The 23,832-nt window shown below is 60.6% G+C and carries 23 protein-coding genes; 3 read left to right on the top strand and 20 right to left on the bottom strand.

The window, feature by feature from the left end; genetic code table 11:
* Position 1 precedes the first annotated feature (1 nt).
* Genes GA0061103_RS04890 through GA0061103_RS04865 form a run of 6 tightly spaced genes read right to left on the bottom strand, consistent with a single transcriptional unit; the run spans position 2 to position 5,612 of the window.
* Positions 2–865 carry a branched-chain amino acid ABC transporter permease gene (locus tag GA0061103_RS04890; RefSeq protein WP_092707591.1) on the bottom strand — a complete coding sequence of 288 codons (864 nt, stop codon included), beginning with the start codon at positions 863–865 and terminating at the stop codon, positions 2–4.
* Complete coding sequence (locus tag GA0061103_RS04885; RefSeq protein ID WP_092707589.1) at positions 852–1,574, bottom strand: ABC transporter ATP-binding protein; 723 nt, start codon at positions 1,572–1,574, stop codon at positions 852–854. Before GA0061103_RS04885 ends, GA0061103_RS04890 begins: the two co-directional genes overlap by 14 nt.
* Positions 1,574–2,293: an ABC transporter ATP-binding protein gene (locus GA0061103_RS04880; protein WP_092707587.1), complete on the bottom strand. Its 720-nt coding sequence runs from the start codon at positions 2,291–2,293 to the stop codon at positions 1,574–1,576. Before GA0061103_RS04880 ends, GA0061103_RS04885 begins: the two co-directional genes overlap by 1 nt.
* A 50-nt stretch (positions 2,294–2,343) precedes the next feature.
* On the bottom strand, positions 2,344–3,624 hold the full coding sequence (locus GA0061103_RS04875) for an ABC transporter substrate-binding protein (RefSeq protein ID WP_092707585.1): 1,281 nt from the start codon (positions 3,622–3,624) through the stop codon (positions 2,344–2,346).
* Between the two features lie 54 nt (positions 3,625–3,678).
* Entirely contained in the window at positions 3,679–4,740 is a 1,062-nt protein-coding gene (locus tag GA0061103_RS04870; RefSeq protein ID WP_092707583.1) for a maleylacetate reductase, read from the bottom strand.
* Complete coding sequence (locus GA0061103_RS04865; RefSeq protein WP_092707581.1) at positions 4,737–5,612, bottom strand: dioxygenase family protein; 876 nt, start codon at positions 5,610–5,612, stop codon at positions 4,737–4,739. Before GA0061103_RS04865 ends, GA0061103_RS04870 begins: the two co-directional genes overlap by 4 nt.
* A gap of 97 nt (positions 5,613–5,709) precedes the next feature.
* On the opposite strand from GA0061103_RS04865, the gene GA0061103_RS04860 reads away from it, so the two are divergent.
* A complete protein-coding gene (locus tag GA0061103_RS04860) occupies positions 5,710–6,660 on the top strand; it encodes a LysR family transcriptional regulator (RefSeq protein WP_092707579.1) in 951 nt (316 codons plus the stop codon).
* 56 nt (positions 6,661–6,716) lie between these two features.
* Here GA0061103_RS04860 and GA0061103_RS04855 read toward each other — a convergent pair whose 3' ends face one another.
* Complete coding sequence (locus tag GA0061103_RS04855) at positions 6,717–7,703, bottom strand: hypothetical protein (RefSeq protein WP_208603480.1); 987 nt, start codon at positions 7,701–7,703, stop codon at positions 6,717–6,719.
* A 450-nt stretch (positions 7,704–8,153) separates the two neighbouring features.
* Between GA0061103_RS04855 and GA0061103_RS04850 the strand changes: the two genes are divergently transcribed.
* Both GA0061103_RS04850 and GA0061103_RS04845 read left to right on the top strand, forming a co-directional pair.
* Positions 8,154–9,887, top strand: coding sequence for a winged helix-turn-helix domain-containing protein (locus GA0061103_RS04850; protein WP_092707577.1), 1,734 nt, complete (start codon positions 8,154–8,156; stop codon positions 9,885–9,887).
* 219 nt (positions 9,888–10,106) lie between these two features.
* Positions 10,107–11,063, top strand: a complete 957-nt coding sequence (locus GA0061103_RS04845) for a pilus assembly protein TadG-related protein (RefSeq protein ID WP_092707575.1) — start codon at positions 10,107–10,109, stop codon at positions 11,061–11,063.
* Positions 11,064–11,145: 82 nt separating this feature from the next.
* On the opposite strand, the gene GA0061103_RS04840 is transcribed toward GA0061103_RS04845, so the two are convergent.
* The 13 genes from GA0061103_RS04840 to GA0061103_RS04780 form a co-directional block, all read right to left on the bottom strand.
* A complete protein-coding gene (locus tag GA0061103_RS04840) occupies positions 11,146–11,982 on the bottom strand; it encodes a bifunctional allantoicase/(S)-ureidoglycine aminohydrolase (protein ID WP_092707573.1) in 837 nt (278 codons plus the stop codon).
* An 89-nt stretch (positions 11,983–12,071) separates the two neighbouring features.
* Positions 12,072–12,737, bottom strand: a complete 666-nt coding sequence (locus GA0061103_RS04835) for an ankyrin repeat domain-containing protein (RefSeq protein WP_425349459.1) — start codon at positions 12,735–12,737, stop codon at positions 12,072–12,074.
* A 149-nt stretch (positions 12,738–12,886) separates the two neighbouring features.
* Positions 12,887–14,338 carry a sensor histidine kinase gene (locus GA0061103_RS04830; protein WP_092707571.1) on the bottom strand — a complete coding sequence of 484 codons (1,452 nt, stop codon included), beginning with the start codon at positions 14,336–14,338 and terminating at the stop codon, positions 12,887–12,889.
* A complete protein-coding gene (locus GA0061103_RS04825) occupies positions 14,335–15,009 on the bottom strand; it encodes a response regulator transcription factor (RefSeq protein WP_092707569.1) in 675 nt (224 codons plus the stop codon). Before GA0061103_RS04825 ends, GA0061103_RS04830 begins: the two co-directional genes overlap by 4 nt.
* Positions 15,010–15,187: 178 nt before the next feature.
* Positions 15,188–15,532, bottom strand: coding sequence for a type II toxin-antitoxin system RelE/ParE family toxin (locus GA0061103_RS04820; RefSeq protein WP_092707567.1), 345 nt, complete (start codon positions 15,530–15,532; stop codon positions 15,188–15,190).
* Entirely contained in the window at positions 15,519–15,794 is a 276-nt protein-coding gene (locus GA0061103_RS04815) for a ribbon-helix-helix domain-containing protein (RefSeq protein WP_092707565.1), read from the bottom strand. The genes GA0061103_RS04820 and GA0061103_RS04815 overlap by 14 nt, the downstream gene beginning before the upstream one ends.
* An 87-nt stretch (positions 15,795–15,881) precedes the next feature.
* Positions 15,882–16,538 (bottom strand): class II aldolase/adducin family protein, encoded by a 657-nt coding sequence (locus tag GA0061103_RS04810; protein ID WP_092708661.1) that lies wholly within the window; start codon positions 16,536–16,538, stop codon positions 15,882–15,884.
* 40 nt (positions 16,539–16,578) lie between these two features.
* Positions 16,579–17,958: an FGGY-family carbohydrate kinase gene (locus GA0061103_RS04805; protein ID WP_092707563.1), complete on the bottom strand. Its 1,380-nt coding sequence runs from the start codon at positions 17,956–17,958 to the stop codon at positions 16,579–16,581.
* Positions 17,955–19,013: an ABC transporter permease gene (locus tag GA0061103_RS04800; protein ID WP_092707561.1), complete on the bottom strand. Its 1,059-nt coding sequence runs from the start codon at positions 19,011–19,013 to the stop codon at positions 17,955–17,957. The genes GA0061103_RS04805 and GA0061103_RS04800 overlap by 4 nt, the downstream gene beginning before the upstream one ends.
* A complete protein-coding gene (locus tag GA0061103_RS04795) occupies positions 19,006–20,040 on the bottom strand; it encodes an ABC transporter permease (protein WP_092707559.1) in 1,035 nt (344 codons plus the stop codon). The genes GA0061103_RS04800 and GA0061103_RS04795 overlap by 8 nt, the downstream gene beginning before the upstream one ends.
* Positions 20,033–21,526, bottom strand: coding sequence for a sugar ABC transporter ATP-binding protein (locus tag GA0061103_RS04790; RefSeq protein WP_092707557.1), 1,494 nt, complete (start codon positions 21,524–21,526; stop codon positions 20,033–20,035). Before GA0061103_RS04790 ends, GA0061103_RS04795 begins: the two co-directional genes overlap by 8 nt.
* A 175-nt stretch (positions 21,527–21,701) precedes the next feature.
* On the bottom strand, positions 21,702–22,709 hold the full coding sequence (locus GA0061103_RS04785; RefSeq protein ID WP_092707555.1) for a substrate-binding domain-containing protein: 1,008 nt from the start codon (positions 22,707–22,709) through the stop codon (positions 21,702–21,704).
* Entirely contained in the window at positions 22,673–23,743 is a 1,071-nt protein-coding gene (locus tag GA0061103_RS04780; protein WP_092707553.1) for a LacI family DNA-binding transcriptional regulator, read from the bottom strand. Before GA0061103_RS04780 ends, GA0061103_RS04785 begins: the two co-directional genes overlap by 37 nt.
* Positions 23,744–23,832 lie beyond the last annotated feature (89 nt).

Here is a 23,832-nt window from a genome sequence, read left to right as displayed (position 1 = left end):
CTCAATCCACTGCTCGAGGGAAAAGGCCGCGCGGCCGGAAGAGCAGCACGAGCAGGAAAGCGATATGCCCAGCAAGGATCTGCCATTCGGGATTGATCGCCGCGCCGAATGTCTGAGCGACCCCAAGGATGACACCGCCGGCAAGCGTGCCCCAGAGGGAGCCAAGACCGCCGATGATGACGGCTTCGAAGGCGTAGATCAGCCGCGCCGGCCCGGCCGTCGGATCGAAATTCGCGCGCATCCCGAGATAAAGCGCGGCGACCGTCACGATCATCATCGCAAGCCCGGTGGCGATGGCGAAGATGGAATTCGGCCGGATGCCCATCAGGCTTGCCGTCACCACATCGTCCGAAGTCGCCCGGAAGGCGCGGCCGAGTTCGGTGCGGTAGATCAGCTGATTGAGGGCGACGATGACGAGGACAGCCGAGGCAAAGGTCAAAAGCGGCATAAGGCCGGCATTGATGCTACCGAATTGCAGCGAGGCCGTTTCCAGCGCGCCTGCGGAAATCCGGCGGCTGTCGGCCGTGAAGCCTTCCAGAAGACCGTTCTGGATGACGATCGACAGACCGAAGGTAACGAGCAGAGGCGGCAGGATGTCCTTGCCAAGCGTTCGGTTCAGCAGGTGATATTGCAGCAACCAGCCGGCAGCGAACATTAGAGGTGCGGCGATCAGTGCAGCCAGGAAAGGATTAAGCCCAAGCACCGAAACAAGCACCAGAATCAGGAAAGCCGCCAGCACGATGAGATCGCCGTGCGCGAGATTGACGAGGCGCATGATGCCGAAGACGAGGCTCAAGCCCGCAGCAAACAGCGCATAGAGGCCGCCGAGCAGAACACCTTGCAGAAGCGTATCAAGCCAGTTCATGGGTGTCCGCTCCGAAATAGGCCGCGTGAATTTCGGCGCGATCAAGCTCGGCCGGTCGGCCTGTCAGGGTGATGCGGCCCTCCATCATGCAATAGACGCGGTCGGCAACCTTCAGCGCCTGGGCAATATCCTGCTCGACGATGACGATGGCGGCACCCACCGCGCGGATATGCGTGAAGGCGGTATAGATGTCCTTGATGACTACGGGGGCCAAGCCGAGGCTCAGCTCGTCGCAGAGAAGAACTTCGGGGTTGGACATCAGCGCTCGGCCGATCGCCACCATCTGCTGCTGGCCGCCTGAAAGCGCCGTCGCCGGATTACGGCGCCGTTCCTTCAGGATCGGAAACAGCGTGTAGATGCTGTCGAGCGTCCATGGCCCAGCGATCCGGCGGCCATAACGGCCGATCTGCAGATTCTCCTCCACCGTCAACGACGAGAACAGCTTTCGTCCCTCCGGCACGAGCGCGATGCCGCGCCGCACCACGTCGGATGCGGCTAGGGCACCGATCGGCTCGCCACGATACAGGACCATCTCGGGCTTGTTGGCGATCACACCCGCAATCGAGCGCATCAACGTCGACTTGCCGGCGCCGTTCGCGCCGATGACGGCAATGGTTTCGCCGGCCTCCAGATGCAAATCGACGCCGAGCACGGCCTGGAAATCGCCATAGGAAGCCATAAGGTCGCGGGTTTCAACAAGGCTTGCCATCAGACCTCCATCCCCAGATAAATTTCGCGCACCTCGCTCGAGGCCATGATGGTGTCAGGCTCTCCGATGCCGATCACCCGGCCGAAATTGAGAACGAGGATGCGCTCGACCACCGCCGTCAGGGCGTGCAGCACATGTTCGATCCAGATGATGGCGATGCCGCGTTGGTGCACCCGCTTGATCGTCGCAACCAGTTGACGGCATTCGCCTTCCGTCAAGCCGCCGGCGATCTCATCGAGAAGCAGCAGCTTCGGCTGGGTCGCGAGCGCGCGCGCAAGCTCCAGCCGCTTGCGTTCGAGCAAGGTCAGCGATCCGGCCGGTACATTGGCCTTGGCGATCAGGCCGGTTTCGACGAGGATATCGGCACAGAGAGCTGCGACATCGCTTTCCCGCGCCTTGGCACCGAATGCGCCGGCGACCAGCAGGTTTTCGTAAGTCGTCAGACGCTCGAAAGGCTGCGGAATCTGGAAGGTGCGGCCCATGCCCGCAAGACAGCGCTGCATCGGCGGCGTGTGGGTCACATCGCGGCCATCGAACTGGATCGATCCGCGGGCGACGGAGAGATTGCCGTTGATGAGGTTGAACAGCGTCGATTTGCCGGCGCCGTTCGGCCCGATGACGCCGAGCGCCTCGCCAGGCTCCACAGAGAACCCGATATCCTCGGCAACGACCAACGCGCCGAAAGATTTTGAGACTCCGTTCAACTCCAGTATGGGCATTGTCGTTCTCCGTTGGAGGCCGCCCGATCGAGTGTCGGGCAGCTCTCCTTTCACACCAGGGCTTCGAGCTTGCCGCCAAGCGGCACGTTCGGTGCCAGCCCGTTTTCGACGACGACGAGATCGTAGCCGCCACCCGATTTCAGTCGCCATTGGCCGCCGACCAGCGGCGTCTTGGCGACATTCTTCTGGGCGAACGGCGGTAGCTTCTCATTGCCCCAGGCAATCGGACCGACGAGCGTATCGAGCTTGGTTTCACCGATCGCCTTGGCGACCGCTTCGGCATCGCCCGCATCCCCCGCCCGCTTCGTCACATCGACGGCGAGCTCGAAGAGCGCATGAGCAAAGCCGATCGGCTGAGTCCAAGGGCGACCGGTCGCCTTGGTGAAGGCAGCCGCAACCGCGGCGGCGGTCTCCCCCGTCAACGACGATTTGAACGGATGTGTCGGGGTCCACCAAACCTCGGTCGACAGATTGTGTCCGGCATTCCCCAGCGCCTCGACCGTCTGCGGGAAAAGAAGCGCCTTGCCGATGGAAGCCACCTTCGGCTTCAGACCCTGCTGCTTGGCCTGGTTCCAGAAGGTGGTGAGATCGGGCGGGATCATCACACCGGTGAGGATATCTGTGCCCGCCTGCTTGAAGGCATTGATCTGCGCCGAGAAATCATCCGTCAGGTTCTGATAGCGGCCGGTATCGGTCAGCCCGTAGCCGAGCTTGTCGAGAACCGGCGGAAAGCCGACGACCTTGTCGCCCCAGGCATTACCGTCGCCATCGTTCGGGAACAGGCCGCCGACCTTCTTGTTGGTGTCGATCTGGCTCCACATGCCGGTAAAAACAGCGATGATGTCTTCCAGGCCCCAGAAGAAATGGTAGGTATAGTTGAAGGGCTTCCAGGAGGCCGGGTCGCCCGGATTGCCCTGCTGGCCGATGAACCAGGGCTGCCAGGGCGCGACCGTGGAAATGCAGGGCATCTCTTCCGCCTCGCAGGTGGTGGAGACCGGATTGGTCGTTTCCGGCGTCGAGGAGACCAGCATCAGGTTGATCTGGCTGTCGACGATCAGTTCCTTCGCGACTTCGGCGGCACGGTTCGGGTTGGACTGGCTGTCCTTCACCACGACCTCGTAGTTCAAACCCTTTGCCTTCGTCGTCGCCAGAAAGGCATCGATGACGAATTTGTCGGCTTCGCCGAAGGCCGCGAGCGGCCCCGTCTGCGGGCTGACATAGCCGAGCTTGATTGCCGCATTCTTGGCAATCGCCGGCATAGCCAGCCCCGAGGTGGCAATCAGCGCGCTGCCGGCAGCCGTTGTCTTCAGAAAATCGCGTCTCGTGAACATGTTTCCTCCCCTCATTGTCTCTTCTCCCAAAGCGCGCGCCCGCAGGCGCTATATTCAGTCCGTTGGCCGCCGACCCTCCCAGGCGTCCTGCAGCAGCTGGCGGATCGATCCCCGGTCGATCGGCCGCGGATTCCAGTATGGATTCTCGACGGCAATCGCAGCCGCGCGATCGAGATCCGCTTCCGTCAGCCCGAACTCCTTCAGCGACAACGGCGATCCGATTGCCTTGGCGAAATCCCAGAGGCCTCCGCCGATGGAGCCGCCGAAAATGCCGGCCGCCTCCGCCAGTTCCGATACCGCAGCCGTCGCGTTGAAAGCGGCCGTGTGCGGCAGCATCACCGCATGGGTTTCAGCATGCGGCGTATCGAAGGAACCGCCGAGCGTATGGCAAATCTTGTGGTGCAACGCCATGCCGACCGTGCCGAGCACCGAGCCGCAAAGCCAGGCGCCATAAAGCGCATCGCTGCGCGCCTCCACATTTTTCGGATCATTGACGATAACGGGCAGGCTTCGGGCAAAAGCCCTTAAGCCTTCGAGCGCCATCAGGCTCGAAATCGGATTGCGGTCCCGAGCGTAAAGCCCTTCGACGGCATGCGCCATGGCGTTGAGACCGCTCGTCACGCTCATGGCAACAGGCAGGCCGAGCGTCAGCGAGGGATCGTAGATGACGATCTCCGGCAATATCTTGGCATCGCGTACCGTCGTCTTGCGGCCGCCTTCGGTCTGCCCGAGGATCGGCGTTACCTCCGACCCGGCATAGGTGGTGGGAACGACGATCTGCAGAAGATCAGTACGATAAGCAATCGCCTTGCCGAGCCCAGTGGTCGACCCGCCGCCGAGCGAGACGACACAGTCAGCTCCGGTTTCCGCTACCACCCGCATCGCCGCCTCGGTCACCTCGACAGGCGTGTGCATGGTGGCACCTGAAAAGACGCCGCAGGCAAGTGGCCCGATCTCTTCGGCCAGTGCTTCCGCATCCGCCTTCTGATGCGGCGTCGAGAGCACCAAGGCCCGCTTGCAGCCGGCTTTTGCGACCCACTCCGCCACCCTGCTGCGGCTGCCGGCACCGAAGACGATCTGGGCTGGGCTGCCCGCATAGGAAAAATCTTGGATCATGCTGCCCTCCCCGGCTTTGTTCTCACCATGACGAAGGTCAGGCTCACCGCCTTGGCACGCTGTCCGTCGATCTCCGCGGGCTCGAAGCAGACAATGAGCTCAGGCCGCACCCCGAACAGGGCATCTTCACCAAGATGTGGATCGTTCGCATCGTAGATGTGGGTGGTGATCGTCTCGAAGCCCTTGGCACGGACGACGAAATGCAGGTTTGCCGGACGACGCAGCGGATAGCCTGCCTCAGCGAGCAGCCGCCCGACCGGCCCGTCATCCGGCACGCCATAACCCGACGGCATGACGGAGCGATAGTGGAGACGTCCGTCGGTATCAGTGCGGAACAGGCCGCGCAGATTATGTTCCGGCTGCAAGTCCGGCTGCTGGTTCTCGTAGAAGCCCTCAGCATTGGCCTGCCAAGTCACCACTTCGGCGTCTGCGATCGGCAGGCCATCGAGATCCTGCACCCGCACGGAGACCGCCAGCAGCTCGCCGATACCGTCGAGCGAGATCGACGAACCCGACACCCTCTCCGGCGCGTCATTGCGGAAAAACGGCCCGCGAACGGTATTCGGCGTTGCCGCTTTCGGCCGCCGCGAATTGATTTCCTCGACCAGCGCCGACGCGCCGATAAGGTCGGAGAGAAGCACCCATTCCTGTCGCCTCTCGTCCGAGGCATGGCCCACGTCAGTCAGGAACGCGATGACCTTGCGCCACTCATCCTGGGTCGGGCGAAACTGCTTGATAAGATCGTGAACATGGATGACGGCGGCAGCGATCAGCCGCGACAGATTGCCGTCCCTGCCGGCTGAGAAACGTTCGGAGAAAACCTCCGCCGACGTCGCCTCGCTGAATGTGAGCGCCTTTGCACGCTCCGCCATGCTCATCCTCCACGATCCGCCGTGTATCTGATTTGATACTAGCAGGCCGGCACGCATGGATTGATGATTTTGTTACGAAACAATATAACGGATCGTTATGAAGATAGACGAGCGCCACCTGATCCAGCTTGCAGCCGTTGTAAAGACCGGCGGCGTCACCGAAGGCGCAGCGCTGCTCGGCCTGGCACAGCCCGCCGTCTCGCGCACCCTCTCCATGTTGGAGAAACGCGTAGGCGAGCCGCTCTTCGTCAAGGGCCGCCGACCGTTGCAGCCGACACCGCTTGGTCTATCGCTCGCCGAGCACGGTCTCGTCATGCTGGCAGCCTCGCACAAGGCCTCCGACCTCGTCGAAAGCTTCCGCGTCGGCAAGAGCGGCGTCGTGCGGATCGGTGGCACGCCCTTCTTCATGGATGCACTGATTGCCCGGCTGTGTGCGGAGTTTCAGACAAGCCATCCGGACGTGCGCATCGACCAAAGCTACGGCTATTTCCCGGATCTGCGCGCCGCGTTGAAGGCTGACCAGATCGATCTGGCCATCTGCCCGATCGACATACTCGACGAGGGTTCCGGGCTCGAATTCCAGCAGATTTTGCCGGGCCGCAATGTCGTGGCCTGCCGGGTAACTCATCCGCTGCTTCTGAAGCGCCGGCCACAGCCGAGCCACCTGCTCGACTATCCCTGGATTGCCCCTCCGCCGGGAAGCCCGTTGCTGGCGGACTTACGCGCGCTGCTGCTCTCCTTCGGCGCAACCGAGATCAAGATCCGCTACACCGGCGGCTCGCTGATGAGCGTGATCAATTATCTGAAATCGGCGGATGCGCTGACCATCATGCCGCACAGCGTCGTTTTCGCGCAGCGCAAGGAAAAGACCATCACCGCACTGCCCATCACCATTCCCCATCCGGAACGCGCGCTGGCGATCCTCAAGCGCATCGACGCCCCGCGTGCGCCCGCCGTCGACCAGTTTGCCGAATTCGTCCGCGCCGGGTTCCAGGATCTGCGGCATCTCATCAAACGCCATGAGGAATCGGTGATCTGGGGACTGTGACGACGGCAGCCAACACGCCGAAGACAAAGCCGCCTTGGAATTGCGAAGGCGCTTCCTCAGGCCCACTCTTCCGTCAATCCTCTATCGGCGGCCGCCACCGATTTTTCGGAGAGCGGCTCCAAAGCCGACAATGCATTGGTGAAAGCTTCATCAAGGATGAGCAGCTTGCGGGCATGCGCGTGCGCATATTCCTCATAAAAGCCGCGCGAGATCCACAATTGGGAGCGGCCACGCCGGCCGCTCCAGCCGACGCCTCCGATCGATTCTGCCGCGGCAAGCTTGCGACTGGTATGGGCTCGCGACAGACCGAATGATTGAGCCAGATAGGAAATCGAGCTCACATCCGTCAGGAGCCTGCCTTGTCCGGCCAGCACTTCGGGTTCTATTCCGGCGATCAGCCGGTCCATCAGCAGCCCGCCGGCATCGGCCCAGGTGAAGATCGTATAGAGCGGACCGGGGCTGCGAATTGCGGGGCTCGTCAGAAGTGCATGCGCCGCAATCGGCTGCACCAATGCCAGCAGGTTTTCCGGCTCGGCGTGGAACCTGGCCACCCTGCCGCCGCCGCTGATGAGATCGAGAGCTTGAAAATGTACGCTATACCAGTGAGCCAGCATCTGCAGTGTGAACGGCGCCGGCGCTACCTGCTCCGATGGCAGACCGTTGGGAGCGATGATCGGGCGAACGACATCATATTGCAAGGCTTCGTCAAAGAAAGCATAGGCCGTGTTGCGGCTGGCAATCGCATATTGCAGAGCGAGATTTCCAAGGCCGCGCCGGGTCAGTCCTGCTCCGGACTCGCGAATTGTTCGAAAGTAGTCACCCAGTGCGGCGTGGCAAAGGAGCCAACGTTGCTGTGTTGCGAAAAGTGCTGCGGTTCGCGGCGAAGCCTCGTGAACCGCAACGAAACTACGGGCCAATCGTGAGACGGCCTGGGAAAATGCCACCGGCTCGAACAGAGCGTCCGCCTCGCCGGCCGGCAATGCCCGGTTTGCACATATGCCGCCTGCCGGCCGATGTACCCGAAAATCAAGCACCTTTCCCATGGAAAGCTCTCTCAAGATTGGCGACTGGCTGGCGCCCGGCCATTGCTATGCCGTTCCGGGACAATCATGCTCGTGAAGAATGCACAATCCGAAGAATAGCGGGTTGCAATCAAGAATATCCCTGCCGTTCTTGCCGATATTGAGCACTTCCTCTCAGCTTATGAACAACCGCCGTAATTTTTCATTATCTATTCAAACAATAGTCGGAGCAGGGCGGTGAGGTCCTGATAGGGTCTCGGCAAGGTTCTGATATTTTCTGATATTTTTCTGAAATTTCTGATTTTGTTGGTAGAATTGGCACTTGGCCAATTCCGATTGAGCTTGCCGCTCGGCCAAGCAAGCGATGTGATCCTTTTCTTGGTAGCGGCTTCGGCACGTTGACTGTTGAGCAAGGCTCTCCTTATATTGCGCTATATTTTAAACGGTACAGTTGAGGATCGTTGGGAGCAGGTGTTTTATTTTACTGGATTCGGTCTCGATCCAGATCGTGCCGAGCTTCACGGGCCTGACGGTTCCGCGATCCGGCTGCGCCCAAAAGCTTTTGAACTGCTGAGCTTCCTCGTCGCGAACAACGGGCGCGTTGTCGGCAAGCAGGAACTGATGGACGCTGTCTGGCCCGGGATCTATGTCGGGGAAGACAGCCTGTTTCAATGCATTCGCGAAATCCGCATGGCGCTCGGTGATACTGAGCGGCACATGATCAAGCTTGTGTCTGGTCGTGGCTATCTATTCACCGCTGAAGTAACCGCAAGGCAGGAGAGTGCGGCACCGCAGCCTGCAGAGCGGGATATGCCGGTCTCCGACGCAAGTGTCACGGCAAATGGCGCTGGGACACACGGTCGAGGCGGATCGCGCAAGGTTTTGGCGTTCGGCGCGCTGGCAATGCTCTGTACGATCGCCGTCATTATTGGCGTCACTGTCTTTTTCTCTCGCGTCGGCGATGTTTTGGGATCGGGTCAATCGGTCATCGAAGTTCTGCCTGTTGTCGATACCCTCGGCGATGCCCAGAGCGCCGTTTTGGCGCAAGGCATCGCCGCGGAGATGATCAACGGCCTCGCCGCGATCGACAATATCCGCCTGATAGCGCCGAAGGAGCAGAGCCCGGCGGCAGCCGCCAAACCCATATCCGGATTTGGCGGCGAAGCCGATTTTCTCTTACAAAGTGAGCTGCAAAAAAGCCCGCAATCCTGGATCCTTCAAACACGGCTCATCAAGGTGCGCAGCCGCGAGATCGAATCGGTCGCCGAGGTGACGCTGGACGCCACCGAATCCGACGCGCAGCGCCTTGCCTCACGGCTTGCTGCGGGAGCCGGCTACGACGTTGCCAGCCGCCTCAACAAACTCGAAGAAACAGGTAGCCCTGCAGCCGTAGCCGGCGCCGCCAATGTCGCGATCCAACAGGCAACCGCGTCAATCAATCAGACGACGAAGGAACGCTTCGCGACGGCACGATCGATTCTTGAAAAATATCTGAGCGATCAGCCTGATAATGTCGATCTGCAGATCGCGCTTGCTACGCTGCATCTGCGCGGCATTCAGCTCAGCTGGTATGATCCGACCGAGAGCAGGGCCGCAGAGAACGAGGCAAATTCGCTGATCGAGCACGCGCTGCGAACAAGACCGAATTCTCTCCCTGTGCTTGACATCTATTGCCGTTTCCTGACCGCAACCAACCGTTTTTCCGAAAGCCTTGTGGCCTGCGCAAGAGCGCTGAGCCTCAACCCGTGGGATGGCGCGGCACTGTTCCAACTTGGCCTGACGCAGATCCAGCTCGGGCGTTTCGAGGATGCGCTTGCGACATTCGAGCTGGCGGACCGCTTCGACACGCCGGCTGTGTCTCGCTGGACCTGGCTGCTGGGCGCGGGATGGGCCGATATCCTTCTCAATCGCAATGAAGATGCCATTGGATGGCTGCAACGCTCCATCGCGATCACCTCCGGGACGGGCCGGGCGCATATGCTTTTGGCGACCGCCTATCAGCGATTGGGCCGAACAGACGAAGCCAGACAAGCTCTGGCGAAGGGGCTGGAACTGAGGCCAGGCTCGACAGCCGCGAATATCGCCCTGCCCGCTCGCAATACCAGCCCGATCTACCTTGCAGCACGCCGGGACATCAGCCGAACGCTGATCGAGCTCGGGCTGCCGGCCGGCGACGAAGCGCAAGAATCAGACGACCGGAACTGACAAGAATGTATTGTCGAACACCTATCGCCGACTGCTGAAATGTTCGACGTCTACCTTAGGCAAGGTCTCTTAGAGATAAAGTATCAGAAAGTCTTTTCCACCTGAACATCAGCATAAAAATGCAGCCTGTAGCTACAACTTGAGTCTCCTTCTAAACCACGTCTTTATATGTTTTGCCCATTCTCCGACCAAAGTTTAGGCTTTTCTCTGGTAGGAATAATGAGCACTCACTTTTTGCGGAAGCTAGGCCGCCTGACAAAGGATCGTGCTGGCAATTTCGCAACACTGACGGCGTTGATCGCAGTCCCGCTGGCTGCGGCTGCGGGCTTGGCAGTTGATTACGCATCTGCGGTACATCAGCGAACGAATTTGCAGGAAATCGCCGATGGAGCCGCTCTTGCCGGTGGCAAGATCTTCGATGGTACCAACTTGGCCGCCGCACAGGCAGAAGCCACACGCTTCATTACCGCCTATGCGGACACGACGCCCGCCAACCTCAGTTATACCATCACAGCAAACGGACGCATCCTTTCGGTCAATTTGACCGGGGTGGTGCCGACAAACCTGATGCGCATCGTCAACATCGACAGCGTCAACATTGGCGTGAACTCCCAGGCCACGGCCCCGGCAAAGCCTGATATCGTGACCATCACGCCGACACAGGCGCAGGGATGGTACTACAAAGTCATCACGATCCGCGTCGTCAGGCCCAATGCAACAGCCGAAACCGTGGTCGGCACCGTGACCTATCAGCCGACAACCCATAACAACGATGGTCAGGGCACCATGGCGGCCGTCCCGTCCGGCCCGATTACGCTGGGCCAATATACCAAGCTCGTGCTGCAGATGGACGTCAAGGACGATGGCTGCCCGCTTGGCAAGGTGGCTTCCATCTCGAACAATAATGCCGTGAACTGCAACAGCAAGAACTCGGCCAGCACAAAATACGATCTGACCCTGCGAACGGATGATCCGAATACCTCGAACTATCTCTTCGTCGACGGTAGCCAACTTCCCAAGGGCGTCACCTTGCCGATCGAGAATTATTTCGGCTGCCAGGCCGCACAAAAGCACGCCTGGGAAGATGGCGGCGGTTGGGATCGACAGGACTTTTTCTATACGATCTCGTCGCAATGTTCGTCGGCCGACGGCGATGCCGTGCGCCTCACCAACTGATGCGACGGCAAGCTGACGACCGGTGGGGTCGATGACCTAACCCGGCGCCATGGGCGCCGAGCCTGTCGCAAAGCCGCTTGGCTTAACGGCGCGAGCCGAAGGGACGAAGCGTCATGTGGCGATTGACGTCCTTGTAGAGCAGGTAGCGGAACGGGCCTGGACCGCCGGCATAGCAAGCCTGCGGGCAGAAGGCGCGCAACCACATGAAGTCGCCGGCTTCGACTTCGACCCAATCCTGGTTCAAGCGATAGACGGCCTTGCCTTCCAGCACATAGAGGCCGTGCTCCATGACATGGGTTTCCGCAAAGGGGATGACTGCACCGGGTTGGAGAGTGACGATCGTCACGTGCATATCGTGCCGCAGATCGGACGGATCGACGAAGCGGGTCGTTGCCCAGCGTCCCTCCGTGCCCGGCATGGCGGACGGTGTAATATCCTTCTCGTTCAAGATGAGCGGCTCCGGATGAGCCAGCCCCTCGACGGCCTCATATGCCTTGCGTACCCAATGGAAGCGGGCATGAGCGCCTGAGCGGTTATGCAGCGACCATTTCAGGCCCGGCGGCAGGAAGGCATAGCCGCCCGGCTGGAGAACATGCTTGCCGGAGGGCAAGGTGAGTTCGATCTCGCCGTCGACAACAAACAACACGCCTTCGGCCTCGGCATCCTGCTCCGGCCGGTCGCTGCCGCCACCCGGCGCCACTTCCATGACATATTGCGAAAAGGTCTCGGCAAACCCTGAAAGCGGCCGGGCGATCACCCAGCAGCGCGTGTCGTTCCAGAAGGGCAGATAGCTGGTGACGATGTCCTGCATCACTCCCTTGGGGATGACCGCGTAGGCCTCCGTGAACACGGCGCGCCCTGTCAGCAGGTCGCTCTGCGGCGGATGGCCGCCAAGAGAGGAATAGTATTTTCTTTCCATTGTCTAAGCCCTTCATTCTCATCGTTTCGGGAGACTGAGGCATATGCCTCCCCGTCGTATTGCATGGCGTCGGAAGTCGGAACGTCTCGTTACGTCGCCCCCGCCGCCTCCAGTAATTTCGCGATCCCATCATAACCGCGACTGCGGGCATGGCGCAGCGGCGTCACGCCATCATTGTCGGCCAGATTGACGTTTGCGCCGGCATCTATCAATAGCCTGACGATCTCAACATGACGCGATCCGCCATCGCCGAGAATGATGGCCTCGATCAGAGCCGTCCACCCCAGCCGGTTGACGTGATCGACATCGACACCCGCCTTGATCAGCGTATCGACGGTTTCGACGTGACCGCGTTCGGAGGCGGGAATAAGCGCCGTGCCGCCATAGCGGTTGATGCTCTTGAGATCCGCCCCATGGGCGAGCGTCAGCTTGAGAATATCCAGATGGCCGCGAGCGCCGGCATAGAGATAGGGGCTGTCTTGAATTTCGTCCTTGGCATTGACGTCTGCACCCGCCTCGATCAGCGCTCGTGCGGCATCCACCCTGTTGGCGTGCGTCGCGACCAGCAGCGGCGTCGCGCCCTTTGCATCCCGCGCCTCGATGGCGGCACCGCTATCGAGCAATTGTTGGATGGCCGCGATGTCACCGGTCGCAGCAGCCTTGTGTAGTCGAAGATCCATCGTGTCGCCGAAGGCAAGAAAAGAAGTGCAGACAGTCGTCAGGAAGAACAAAGCCGACAATAGAAGTTTCAACATGCCTTATCCCGGTGGTGCCTCTCCTCTGAAACCTAGCAGGGAACCCGGCTTCGGAAAATCAAATATCCGAGCCCTGACCGCTGAGAAAATGAAAACAGTTTCAGGATTTTGCGCTGCAATAGCCGGCATCCGCGATTTCGGACCGGCATTCACCGCTGTTGCCGCCAACCCATGTCCGCCACCACGACCGACGGCGGTATAGAGCCGATCTGCAGCCGCACGCAAAAACCGTGGCCGGTGTCCAGAAACGAAACCCGTCCACCGTGAAGTTCGGCGGCCTTCTTGACCAGGTTCAATCCCAGCCCCGCACCGGATGAACTGGCATTGATGCGCCGAAACGGTTCGAAGACGCGATCACGCTCCGCCAGCGGTATGCCGGGGCCTTCGTCGCAGACATCGATGGTGCCGCCGGCGCCGACGCGAACGACGATCGAGCCCTTCCCTTCGGCATGGTCGATCGCATTCCGGATCAGATTGACCACAGCCATTTCGATAGTCGATGTCTGGATCACGAAGACTGCTTCCTCGGGGCTCGGCTCGAAGTCAAAATCATAGCCCGCATCCATCGCAATCGGGGCAAGATCGGCGGCGATGTTTTCGACCAACACATTCAGATCCGTCTTCTCCGCACGCAATTCGACCGCGCCGATCGCCTGCATCTCCAGGAGTTGATGGGCGACGCGGGATAGACGGTCGATATCGTCCCGAAGCTGGTGACTGACTTCGGCATCGGGCAGAAGGTCCGCCCGTGTCCGCGCAATCGCGATCGGCGTTCGCAGCTCATGAGCGGCATCGGCAAGAAAGCGATTGTGTCTGTTATATCCTTCATCCAGCTTCGAGAGGGCATGGTTGAACGCGTCGACCAGAGGGATGATCTCGGTCGGCACCTTCGAGTGCTCGAGGCGGGCCGAACGGCTGTCGAAGTCGATCGCCTGCGCCTGCGTTGCCGTCTCCACCAGACCGCTCAGCGACCGGCCGACGGCACGCGGTGTGACGAGCAGCGTCGCAACGCCCGTCAACGCCAGTATGGGAACGACGCCGATCAAAACGACGAATGCCAGCGCCGGCAATACCTTGAGCCATTCGATTTCGCCATGAGGTCCCCTGGCCATCTCGACGCGCATGTTGATCCACACATTCAGACCGTCATTGTCAAAGCCGCGTTCGGTAGCCGCCATGATCTGCAGCTGGCCGATGGACGTCTCCCGGTTTTCGACCGTGGCATGCACCCCGTTGGCGGCTTCGACCCTCACCCGTTCGATCGTCCATGGAAAGCTCTCGTTGAGAGCCGCGGCCGGCATCTCTCCATATTGAAAGAGTACTCCCTTATGGTCGCGGATCATGAACCAGAGGTCCGGATAGCGCTGCTTCAGCTCTATCACCTCCTGCGTCTCGGCCACCTGCAACTGCCCGTCATCATCCCTTGTAATCTGCTGGGCGACGACACGGACGGCCTCTTCATTGGCATCTTCCAGCTCCGGATTGATGATCCATAACCAGGCGACGAGAAGGACGAAGAAAAGAACAAGAAGAAAGGCCTGCAGGACGATCAGGCGTTTTATCAGTCCCCAGCGTAGCGATCGGCTGCGTTCTGCGTTCATGCCTTCGCCCCGATCAGATAGCCGATGTTCCGCACGGCTCTTATCTCGACCGTGGCCTCAGCCAGAAGCAGCTTCTTTCGAATGCGCGAGATGTGCGCATCCAGGGCGTTCGATCCTATTTCGTCGTCGAGGGCATAAACCGCTTCGATCAGGCTCGGCCTCGTCACGATGCGGTTCGGACGGCGCATCAGCGTCTCCAGCACCAAATATTCGCGCCGCGAGAATTCGACGAGCGCGCCACCAACGAAGATTTCATTGGTCCGGGGATCGACGCTCAGATTGCCGAAGGTCAGATATCTGTCGGAGACCGTTGGTCCCCGCCTCTGGAGAGCTCTCAGGCGCGCCAGCAATTCCTCGATCGCGAAAGGCTTGGCAAGATAGTCGTCGGCACCGCTGTCGAGCCCGTCGACGCGGTGATCGACGCTGCCGAGCGCTGTCAGCACGAGGATCGGTACGGGATGCTTGCGCTGACGCAGTGTCGCCACAAGATCCAGTCCTTCGCCGTCAGGCAGGCGACGATCCAGCACGAGGACGTCATAGGTTCCGACGCGGGCCATGGCATCGGCATCCGCAATCGTGCGGACATGGTCGGCAAGCACATCGCGGCGTCGCAACGCTTCAAGCAGCGCGCGGGCCATTTCAGGCTCATCCTCAAGCAGCAAAATTCGCAATGACTTTTCCCCAAAGGACGGCGATTGCCATCCTTCGCCCCCACTGACAGCCAAAGATTGCGGCTACATTACACGCAGATTGCCGAAGTGGCATCAGGATGGATGCCAATGGGTCGCAACCAATAAGAGACGGCTTGGCTCGGAGCCGGAAACCTCATTCGAGCAGACACTTGGAGCATTAGCGCTGCAGCATGCGCGCCAGCATCCGCCTGATGTGATCCTGACCGCCAAAGAAAATCGCCGCAACGACGATCGTTTTGCGTTCCTCGATCGGTAGAAACCAGACGGCGGCCTTGTCGCGCCGCAGGAAGCGGATGCCAGGATAGATATCCGGCCGCAATGTGCCGATATATGGGGTCTCGACCAACCGATCGATTTCCAGACGGAGTTCGCGAATACGGTTGGCCGCGCGCTCCAGAGCTTCTTCCGACGAGTCTCCAAGATCGAGATAGGCCGCAAACAGATGATCGAAGGTCAGCTCGAAATCGAGATCGGCATCCCTGGAATATTCAAGGCTCCACACGAAGAGCTCGCCGTTTGCGCTCGATCATGCTCTCGATCCGCTCTTCCATGTCCTGAGCCGGGATCTTCGGTCCGTCGAGGCGGCGCTGGATGAGCCTGCGCAGCCCCTCCGTCTCGACCGCTTCCGCTTCCGTTTTCTGTCGCAGCAGTTCCAGACCCTGCTGGAGAACCGAACTCAGGCTGGAATAGCGGCCCGTCTCGACAAGCGAGCGAGCAAATGCATCCTGCTGATCGGTCAACGATATCGACGACTTGACGCTCACGGGACAATCTCCTTCAGACGCCTAAGGTGCTACTCAGTCGCACACATGTCAAGACTTCGCAGCGAGACGATTGAAGGCTGCGAGGGATTATTGCCGTCGCTTTGCCACATCGTTGACCCCATCCAGATCCGGTGCCTGTCCATAGCTCATATTTTTCATCTGCTGGATGACACGTGCCATCTCCTCGTCATCGAGAATGGGCGGCTCGCCAAGCGTCAGCGCCTGCACATAAAGGCGGGAGAGGGTTTCGACCTCGATGGCAAGCGCAAGGGCGGCGGCCGGTGTCTTCCCGAGCGAGATCTGCCCATGCTGACCGAGCAGGCAGGCTAGCCTGTCCTGCAGGGCTTCGATCGCAGCATCGGAAAGAGCCTGCGTTCCGAAGGTGGCGTAACGTGCGCAGCGGATCGTCGTGCCGCCCGCGACACCCGTCATATAGTGAAAGCTCGGAATGGTCTTGTGGTGTACGGCAAGCGTGGTCGCATAGACCGAATGGCAATGGAGCACGCAATCGATATCCCCGCGGGATGCGAGAATATCGCGATGGAACCGCCACTCGGACGATGGCCGGCGCTCACCCTCATAGCTGCCATCGAAATACATCTGCACCAGGTCCTTCGGCTGCATCATGTCGTAGGGCAGAGAGGTTGGCGTGACCAGAAATCCCTTGGGATTTCGCACCGACACGTTGCCGGCCGTTCCCTGGTTGATGCCGGATGCATTCATCCGGCGGCAGATCGCCACCATGTCTTCGCGCAGGGCATTGTCATCATAAGTCGCCACGATATCACTCCATTGTCTTGATCAGGGTTTGCCAGCGTTGTCGGTAGGATAAAAGCTCGGGAAGGCCGGAAATATCGGGCGCTTCGGCCACCAGTGCTACAGGTGAAGCACGCCCTTCATGGGACGCCAGCATAGCGGCGCCCGTCGCCGTTCCCGTCGTGCTGCGGCTGACGAGCACGCGTCGATCGGACAGCAAGGCCGCAACGATGGCGCCATAAAGGGGATCGACGACGAAATTGCCGTCCAGCACCACCGCCTCCGTGGGGGGAAGGTCCTGAATGCAGGCGGCGGTCAGCAGCGCCGAATAGAGTACTGCGAGCGTGAACCGGACGTCTTCCTCCTCCGCAAGCGGGCCTTCGAGACGACCGCGGTGGGCCGTGCCGGGAAAGAGCCCGTCATCCGAGCCGAATGTCGGCAGTGCAAAGGTACCTGACGCCACGATCATCCGAAGTGCCTGCAACGAGGCGGGACCCGAAGCTTTTGCCGCGACGATCGAAAATTCCCGGCCGCCCATGGTCAGCATACCCGGCGTCGGGTTGCCGAAGACATCGGCATTGCAGGAATGACCAGGTCGCTCGACGCTGAAATCGACACCGCCGCGATCGGTCAATGCAACGATCCAGGTGCCTGTGGAGACAACGGTGAAATCGGAAAGATCGGCCGCCTGATAGCGGTATAGATTGGCCGAGGAATCGTGCACGCCGCACAGGATGCGCGTCGTCGCTTCCAGGCCGCATCGCGCAGCAAGTTCAGGTTTCAACGGGCCAAGCGTTTCCCATGCTCGTCGCATCGGCGGCATGAGACGCTGCCATCCACGGCTTGCAACGAGCGATGCCGGCCGGCCGTCGGCAGATGCCCACAGATGAGACTGTGCTGCAAGGCTCGTCACCTCGCTCGCCAGCACGCCGGACAGGCGGAACGCCCAATATTGCGGCGTGGCGAGATAGGCGCAGGCCGCCGCAAAAGTCTCCGGCCAGTACATTTCCTGCCACAGCATCTGCCGCGCCAAATGCGCCGCACCCAGCATGATGGCGCTTGCCCTCTCGCGATAGGAACCGGCAATTGCCCTGTAACGAGCCTCGACATCCGCGGGGATCGGCTGCTCATAGTCGATCATCGGCATTGCAGCACCCTGTCCGTCGACCAGCACACCGCCGGACCCATGTGCGCAAGTAATGATCGCGCCTATATCGTGTCTGCGTCCCAGCTCCGTCAGGCTATCTATGAGCCAGACCTCCAGACTGTCGAGATCGTGATGGCGATAGGGCGGGCCATCCCTCACGGTATTCGGCGTCGACAGTGTTTCCAGTACGCGGCCGTCATCAGTTACCGCCGACAGCTTCACATTGGTCTTGCCGATGTCGAAAACCGCAACGATGCTCATTTTGGACCGAAGAAACGTGTTGGCAGCAGCCACATCAGGTAGGGTCGAGCCGTCTGGACCGCAGCGACGAAGATGAGAATGCCGCCCCATATTGCGACAGTCAGGTAATTGCTGAGGCCGAACTGGTTGAAGCCCGAGGAGATGACCTGCAGGATCGCCAGCGCCAGCATCAACCCGCCCGCCGTGCCGAAGCCGCCGAAGGGATCGACACCGCCGAGAACAGCCGCAAGGATCGTCACCAGCAGATAAGATTGCGCGTAGTCCGCGCTCGCCGAGTTGAAGGTCGCCAGCATGACCAGGGCGGCGAAGAAGCAGATCAGGCTCGACATGACATAGACGCCGACCAGCATCCGGCGCGTGTCGATCGCGGAATAGCGGGCTGCCTCGATATTGGAGCCGATCATGGCGCAGGCGACACCGAAGGCGGTGCGCCGCAATATGAGGCTGACGATGACGGCGACCACGATCAGCAGCAGGAAGATCAGCGGCACCCCGACAATGGTCGTCGTGCCGATGCGGCTGAAACCGTCCGGTATGCCCGAAAGGGCCATACCGCGGGTCAGATAAATGCTGATACCGTCGATCAGCGATTTCGTGCCGAGCGTGATGAGAATCGGGTGAACGCCGGTATAGGCAATGAGCGCGCCGGTGATAAGACCGATAAGCAGGCAGAGCACAAGGCCGGCGACGAGCGCCAGCACGATAACGGCGAGTGCCGTCCCGGTGCCACTGTCAGGCGTGATCAGGCTCTGCATGATGAAGGCCATCAGCAGCGCGCATTGGTTGGTGGTCGCGATGATTGCCAGATTGAGGCCACCTGTTATCAGCGGCGCCATCATCGCGAGAGAAAGGAGCCCGAGCAGCGGCAGCTGGTACATGAAGGATTGCAGCGTACCGAGCGAAGCAAAATTGGGAATGAACAGGGAGAAGCCGGCAACCAGAAAGACCAGAAGGACGACAAGCCCGGTATGGGCGCCGGGAATGCCCGTCCGCATACGCGTCATCAGATCGGTGAGGCTGCTGTTGAGATTATAGAGAAGCGGAGGTTCAGCCATTCGACGGCGCTCCTGCGATGATGCGATGACGGCGGCCGGGTCGCGAACTGATGACGGTGATCGAAGTCGAAACCAGGATGGTGATGCCGATGACGATCTGGAAGAAATAGGAGGAGACGCCGAGCAGGTTGAGCCCGTTCTGCAGCACGGCCAGAAGCACGATGCCGAGCAGGACGCCGGGCACGGTGCCGATGCCGCCAGTCAGGCTCGCGCCGCCGAGCACCGCGGCGGACAGCACCGCAAGTTCCGTATTGTACATGGCATTGGGCACGCTTTCGCCGACCCGATGGGCCTGCAACAGGCCGGCAATTGCTGCCATCAGCCCGAGATAGCCGTAGGCGACGAATTGCAGCCGGCCGATATTCATGCCGATCCGCCGCGCCGCCTCCGCATTGCCGCCCATCGCATAGAGCTGCCGCCCGACGGACGAGCGCGTCATCCACGCCCAGGTGAACAGGGTCACCACCACCATGGCGACGATCGGCAACGTCACGCGGACGATATCGCCCGATGCCGTTTCCATGCGCCAGAAGACGATGCGGTTCGTCCACCAATCCGGCAACGTATAGATCGACTTGCCACCGGAGAAATACATCAGCAGCGAGAAACTGACGCTCATCATGGCGATCGTCGCGATGATCGAGGTGATGCGCACATAATGAACCAGCAGCGCATTCAGGCAACCCAGACCGACGCCGATCGCCAGGCCAAAACCAATGACGACGGGCGCGGAGAAGCCGAACTGCGTGGCAAGCAGCGCCGCGCAATATTGTGCCACGGAGGCTGTCGCCGCGAAGGAGATGTCGATGCCGCCCGAAACCAGCACGACGAAGAGGCCCATCGCCATGATCGCCTGCACGGAATAGGTTTCGAGCAAATCGATGATGTTGGCGAGCGTCAGGAAATCGCGGGCCGTCAGGGAAAAGACGATCACGACCGCGGCAATGACGGCCAGAAGCCACGCTTCGGGACGCCGCCTCAATTGTGCGACAAAGGACGGTCCGGCCGTTTGACTGTGCTCACGCATAGATGCGCTCCTTCATGTTGGCCTCGCTGACTTCACCCGGCACCGCTTCGCCGACGATGCGGCCGGCACGCATGTGCAGGATGCGATCGCAGGTCGCAAAGAGTTCGGAGACTTCGTCGGAGATAAGGATGATCGCGACGCCTTGGCGCGCCAGTTCGGCCACCACATCATAGATGCCCTGCTTGTTCTTGATGTCGACGCCGACCGTCGGGGAATCGAGGATCAGCACCTTCGGCCGCGTTGCAAGCCACTTCGCCAGCACGACACGCTGCTGATTGCCACCTGAAAGGGTCTGCACGGCGCGATCGGCCGAGGGAACCTTGATGGCGAGCCGCTTGATCCAATCCTCGGCGAGCTGCCTGCGTGCCTTGTCGGGAATAAGCCCCAGCCGGCTCGCCATGCCCCTCATGACGGCGAGCATGATATTGTCGCCGATCGACTGCTGCAGGATGACGCCGAGGCTCAGGCGATCCTCGGAAACATAAGCGATGCCCGCGCGTACGGCATCGCGATTTGAGCGGAGTAGAAGCTCCCTGCCCTCAAGGCGAATGCTGCCGCTTTCGGCCCGATGCATGCCGAACAGCGTCAGGGCAAGCTCAGTGCGGCCCGATCCCAGCAATCCGGAAATGCCAAGCACCTCGCCACGACGCAGGATAAAATCGATATCGGCGAACTCGCCGCGGCGCGACAAACCATCGACTTCCAGAATAGGCGCGGCCTCACCCATGTTGCGGGCAACGATCGCGTGATCGATATCGAGCCCCGTCATCAGATGAGCGATCTTCTTTTCATTCATTTGATCGGCGGGCCAGGTGCCGACCTTGCGGCCGTCGCGCATGACAGTGACGCGCTCGGCGATCTCGACGACTTCGTCGAGCCGGTGGGAAACGAAGACGACGGCGATACCGTCCGCCTTGAGCCGTCCGACGATCCCCAAGAGGCGATCGACCTCGGCTCGCGTCAGCGACGCCGTCGGTTCGTCCATGAAAATCAACCGTGCCTCGGCTGCCAGACCGCGTGCGATCGCAACGATCTGGCGCTCGGCCACCGAAAGATCGGAAACCACGAGATCGAGGTTGAGTGCAAAGCCTAGCCTGGAAAGGACAGCGCTTGCCTTCTCCCGCATTCGCTTCCAGTTAACAGGCTTCACCAGCCGGTCGAGATGGTTTTCGACTGCGATATTTTCAGCGACAGACAGGTTGGGAAACAAGGACAGGTCCTGGAAAATCACCTGGATTCCCATAGCCTTGGCGCGTGCGGGATCAAGCGGAAGAACCGGCTTGCCTTCGATCTCGATCATACCAGCCGAAGGCGGATGCACGCCGGCCACGGTCTTGATAAGGGTCGACTTGCCGCAGCCGTTTTCGCCGACCAGGCAATGAATCTCGCCGGGCCGCACATCCCAGTCGACCTCTTCCAATGCACGCACGCCGCCGAACCGTTTGGACAGTCCAGTCAAACGCAGAAACGGAATTTCATCGCTCATCGATCCACTCCGATTGTATCGGGTCGGCCGGCGGCGGCATTCAAGCCTGCCGCCGGCCCTCGGGAGGAACAGCCAGAACTTTTCCGCTTTTCTTCGAATTGCGGAAAAGCTCTATCCTCTTGGTTTCTTACGCATTCCGAACGGAAAACCGCTACACATTTTTCCTGGAAATGCTTTAGAGACCAAGTGCCACGAGCCGGTCGATATTTTCCTTATCGAGCGACTCCAGCTTCTGTGCCTGGATGAGCTTCTTGTCCGGATAGACACGCACCTTGCCGACGCCGGTCAGCTCCATGTTGTCGGTCGGCTCCTTGCCGGCCGCCAGCAGGGAGGCGAGCTGGACGAAGATTTCGCCCGCCGTCATCGGATTCCAGATGAAGCCGCCGCGGATGGTGCCGGACTTGACATATTTGACGCCCTGCCCCGGCGAGAAGCCGCCGACGAGCGCGATCGACTTCGCCTTTTCGCGGTCGTCGAGGACACGCGCCGCGCCGATCGGACCTTGCGATCCGAATGTCAGGATACCCTTGAGATCCGGATGGGCACGCAGCTGATCCTGCGTGGTCTTGATGCTGTCATCCAGGCTCTCGGCCACGCCAAAGCGGTCACCGAGCATTTCCATCTTCGGATATTTCTGCTTCTGATAGGCAATCGCCGCATCGGCCCAGGCATTATGCAGGGGAACCGTCAGCGATCCGACATAGACGATATATTTGCCTTCTTCACCCATCTGCTTGGCAAGCAGGTCCATATGGGCCTGACCATAGCCTTCGATGGTCGTCAGCTCGAAGTCCCAATCGGCTTCCTTCTGGTTCGGCCCTTCATGGGCCAGCACCTTGATGCCTGCGGCCCTCGCACGGCCGAGAACGGGATCGAGGGCAGCGGAATCATTCGGCACGATGCCGATGACGGCAACCTTGCGGGCGATCAGATCCTCGATCGCACGCACCTGCTGTGCGGCATCGGCCTGCGTCGGCCCGACCATCCAGGCATTGGCCTTGTATTCAGGCGCGGCCTTCTTGATGCCGACTTCCATGGCATTGAACCATGGAATGCCGCCGATCTTGACCACGACGCCGACCTGCGGCCCGGCCGCCTGCGCCACACCGATCGTACCGCCGAGAGTGCCGGCGACGACGGCTCCGCCTAATCCGGCGAGTAGGGTTCGTCTTGTAACTTCCATTTTTCTCCTCCCAGTTTCGTGTTACCCGCCTCCTCAAGCGGGCTCCGCGGCGTCGAACCGCGGATCTCGACGGCGCAGCGCAGGCGCCGCGTAACCGGCTTTCCTCCGGAGCCGGTCATACGTCGCAACAACAGCGCCCAGGCCTGCTCGGCCATTTCCTCAACGGGCTGGCGCACCGCCGTAATGCCGGGTGCGACCAGCCTCATCCATTCCATCTCGTCGAAGCTTGCAAAGGCGAGATCGCCGGGCACGGAAAGCCCGATCTCCGCCATGGTGCGGTAAGTCAGAAGCGTCGTGCCGTGGTCGAGCGAAAACAGCGCGCTAGGCAAGGGGCGCTGACGCAGCCGCTCCTCGAGGTGCTGCGCGCCATTGGCATCGTCTATGCCGATTTCCAACATTTCGACATGCATACGGCCGGCCGCGGCTCGCACGCCCTCCCAGCGTTCGCGAACATTGGTGATCGAAAGGCTGCTGCCCAGAACCAGGCAATCACCATAACCCTGCTTGTCGAGATGAGCGGCGATCGAGCCGGCGGCCGGGCCATTGTCGACCGCGATCAAATCGAAACCGGCCGCGTCCGGTATACGGTCGGCCAGCACGACCGGTGCGAAGAAGCCGTTCGGCAAGCGTTCGGCAAAGGCGCCATCACAGGGGATGACAATCAGGCCGGCCGGACGCCATGAGCGGATCTTGCGCAGCCGGTCGGCCTCCTCCTCGGCATTGTTGCGCGCGGAGACGACCACCAGATCGTAATCGTCGAGACGCGCCAGATGCTCCAGCGTGGAAACAAAGGAGGCAAACATCGGATTGGTGAGATCCGGCACGACGACGCCGGCAAGCTGCGCCTTGCGCGAGCGCAACCGCGATGCGCCGAGATCGACGACATAGCCAAGCTCAAGCACCGCGTCGTTCACGCGCCTGGCGAAATCCGGAGAGACCGTGGGCTTGCCGTTAAGGACATTCGAAACGGTTGCCACCGAGACGCCTGCCCTATCAGCCACCATCTTGATGGAAGGGGTTCGCGATTTCGACATTCTGCCCTCCCTTCAACAATCTCAGATTGATACTACGAAAATTCTGGTGAAACGTTTTATTGTAAGCTATACCAGCATACATGCGGTGT

This window comes from Martinezella multihospitum (assembly GCF_900094585.1).
Classification (GTDB): Bacteria; Pseudomonadota; Alphaproteobacteria; order Rhizobiales; family Rhizobiaceae; genus Rhizobium; species Rhizobium multihospitium.
This window is presented reverse-complemented; position numbering and strand designations above follow the sequence as displayed.

Coding starts and splice junctions, on each gene's coding strand:
- GA0061103_RS04790 (WP_092707557.1), bottom strand. CDS start 21,526: ATGAGCGATGAAATTCCGTTTCTGCGTTTGACTGGACTGTCCAAACGG.
- GA0061103_RS04860 (WP_092707579.1), top strand. CDS start 5,710: ATGAAGATAGACGAGCGCCACCTGATCCAGCTTGCAGCCGTTGTAAAG.
- GA0061103_RS04780 (WP_092707553.1), bottom strand. CDS start 23,743: ATGTCGAAATCGCGAACCCCTTCCATCAAGATGGTGGCTGATAGGGCA.
- GA0061103_RS04830 (WP_092707571.1), bottom strand. CDS start 14,338: ATGAACGCAGAACGCAGCCGATCGCTACGCTGGGGACTGATAAAACGC.
- GA0061103_RS04795 (WP_092707559.1), bottom strand. CDS start 20,040: ATGCGTGAGCACAGTCAAACGGCCGGACCGTCCTTTGTCGCACAATTG.
- GA0061103_RS04880 (WP_092707587.1), bottom strand. CDS start 2,293: ATGCCCATACTGGAGTTGAACGGAGTCTCAAAATCTTTCGGCGCGTTG.
- GA0061103_RS04870 (WP_092707583.1), bottom strand. CDS start 4,740: ATGATCCAAGATTTTTCCTATGCGGGCAGCCCAGCCCAGATCGTCTTC.
- GA0061103_RS04885 (WP_092707589.1), bottom strand. CDS start 1,574: ATGGCAAGCCTTGTTGAAACCCGCGACCTTATGGCTTCCTATGGCGAT.
- GA0061103_RS04810 (WP_092708661.1), bottom strand. CDS start 16,538: ATGGTGGCGATCTGCCGCCGGATGAATGCATCCGGCATCAACCAGGGA.
- GA0061103_RS04800 (WP_092707561.1), bottom strand. CDS start 19,013: ATGGCTGAACCTCCGCTTCTCTATAATCTCAACAGCAGCCTCACCGAT.
- GA0061103_RS04785 (WP_092707555.1), bottom strand. CDS start 22,709: ATGGAAGTTACAAGACGAACCCTACTCGCCGGATTAGGCGGAGCCGTC.
- GA0061103_RS04875 (WP_092707585.1), bottom strand. CDS start 3,624: ATGTTCACGAGACGCGATTTTCTGAAGACAACGGCTGCCGGCAGCGCG.
- GA0061103_RS04805 (WP_092707563.1), bottom strand. CDS start 17,958: ATGAGCATCGTTGCGGTTTTCGACATCGGCAAGACCAATGTGAAGCTG.
- GA0061103_RS04840 (WP_092707573.1), bottom strand. CDS start 11,982: ATGGAAAGAAAATACTATTCCTCTCTTGGCGGCCATCCGCCGCAGAGC.
- GA0061103_RS04890 (WP_092707591.1), bottom strand. CDS start 865: ATGAACTGGCTTGATACGCTTCTGCAAGGTGTTCTGCTCGGCGGCCTC.
- GA0061103_RS04845 (WP_092707575.1), top strand. CDS start 10,107: ATGAGCACTCACTTTTTGCGGAAGCTAGGCCGCCTGACAAAGGATCGT.
- GA0061103_RS04835 (WP_425349459.1), bottom strand. CDS start 12,737: ATGTTGAAACTTCTATTGTCGGCTTTGTTCTTCCTGACGACTGTCTGC.
- GA0061103_RS04865 (WP_092707581.1), bottom strand. CDS start 5,612: ATGGCGGAGCGTGCAAAGGCGCTCACATTCAGCGAGGCGACGTCGGCG.
- GA0061103_RS04855 (WP_208603480.1), bottom strand. CDS start 7,703: ATGGGAAAGGTGCTTGATTTTCGGGTACATCGGCCGGCAGGCGGCATA.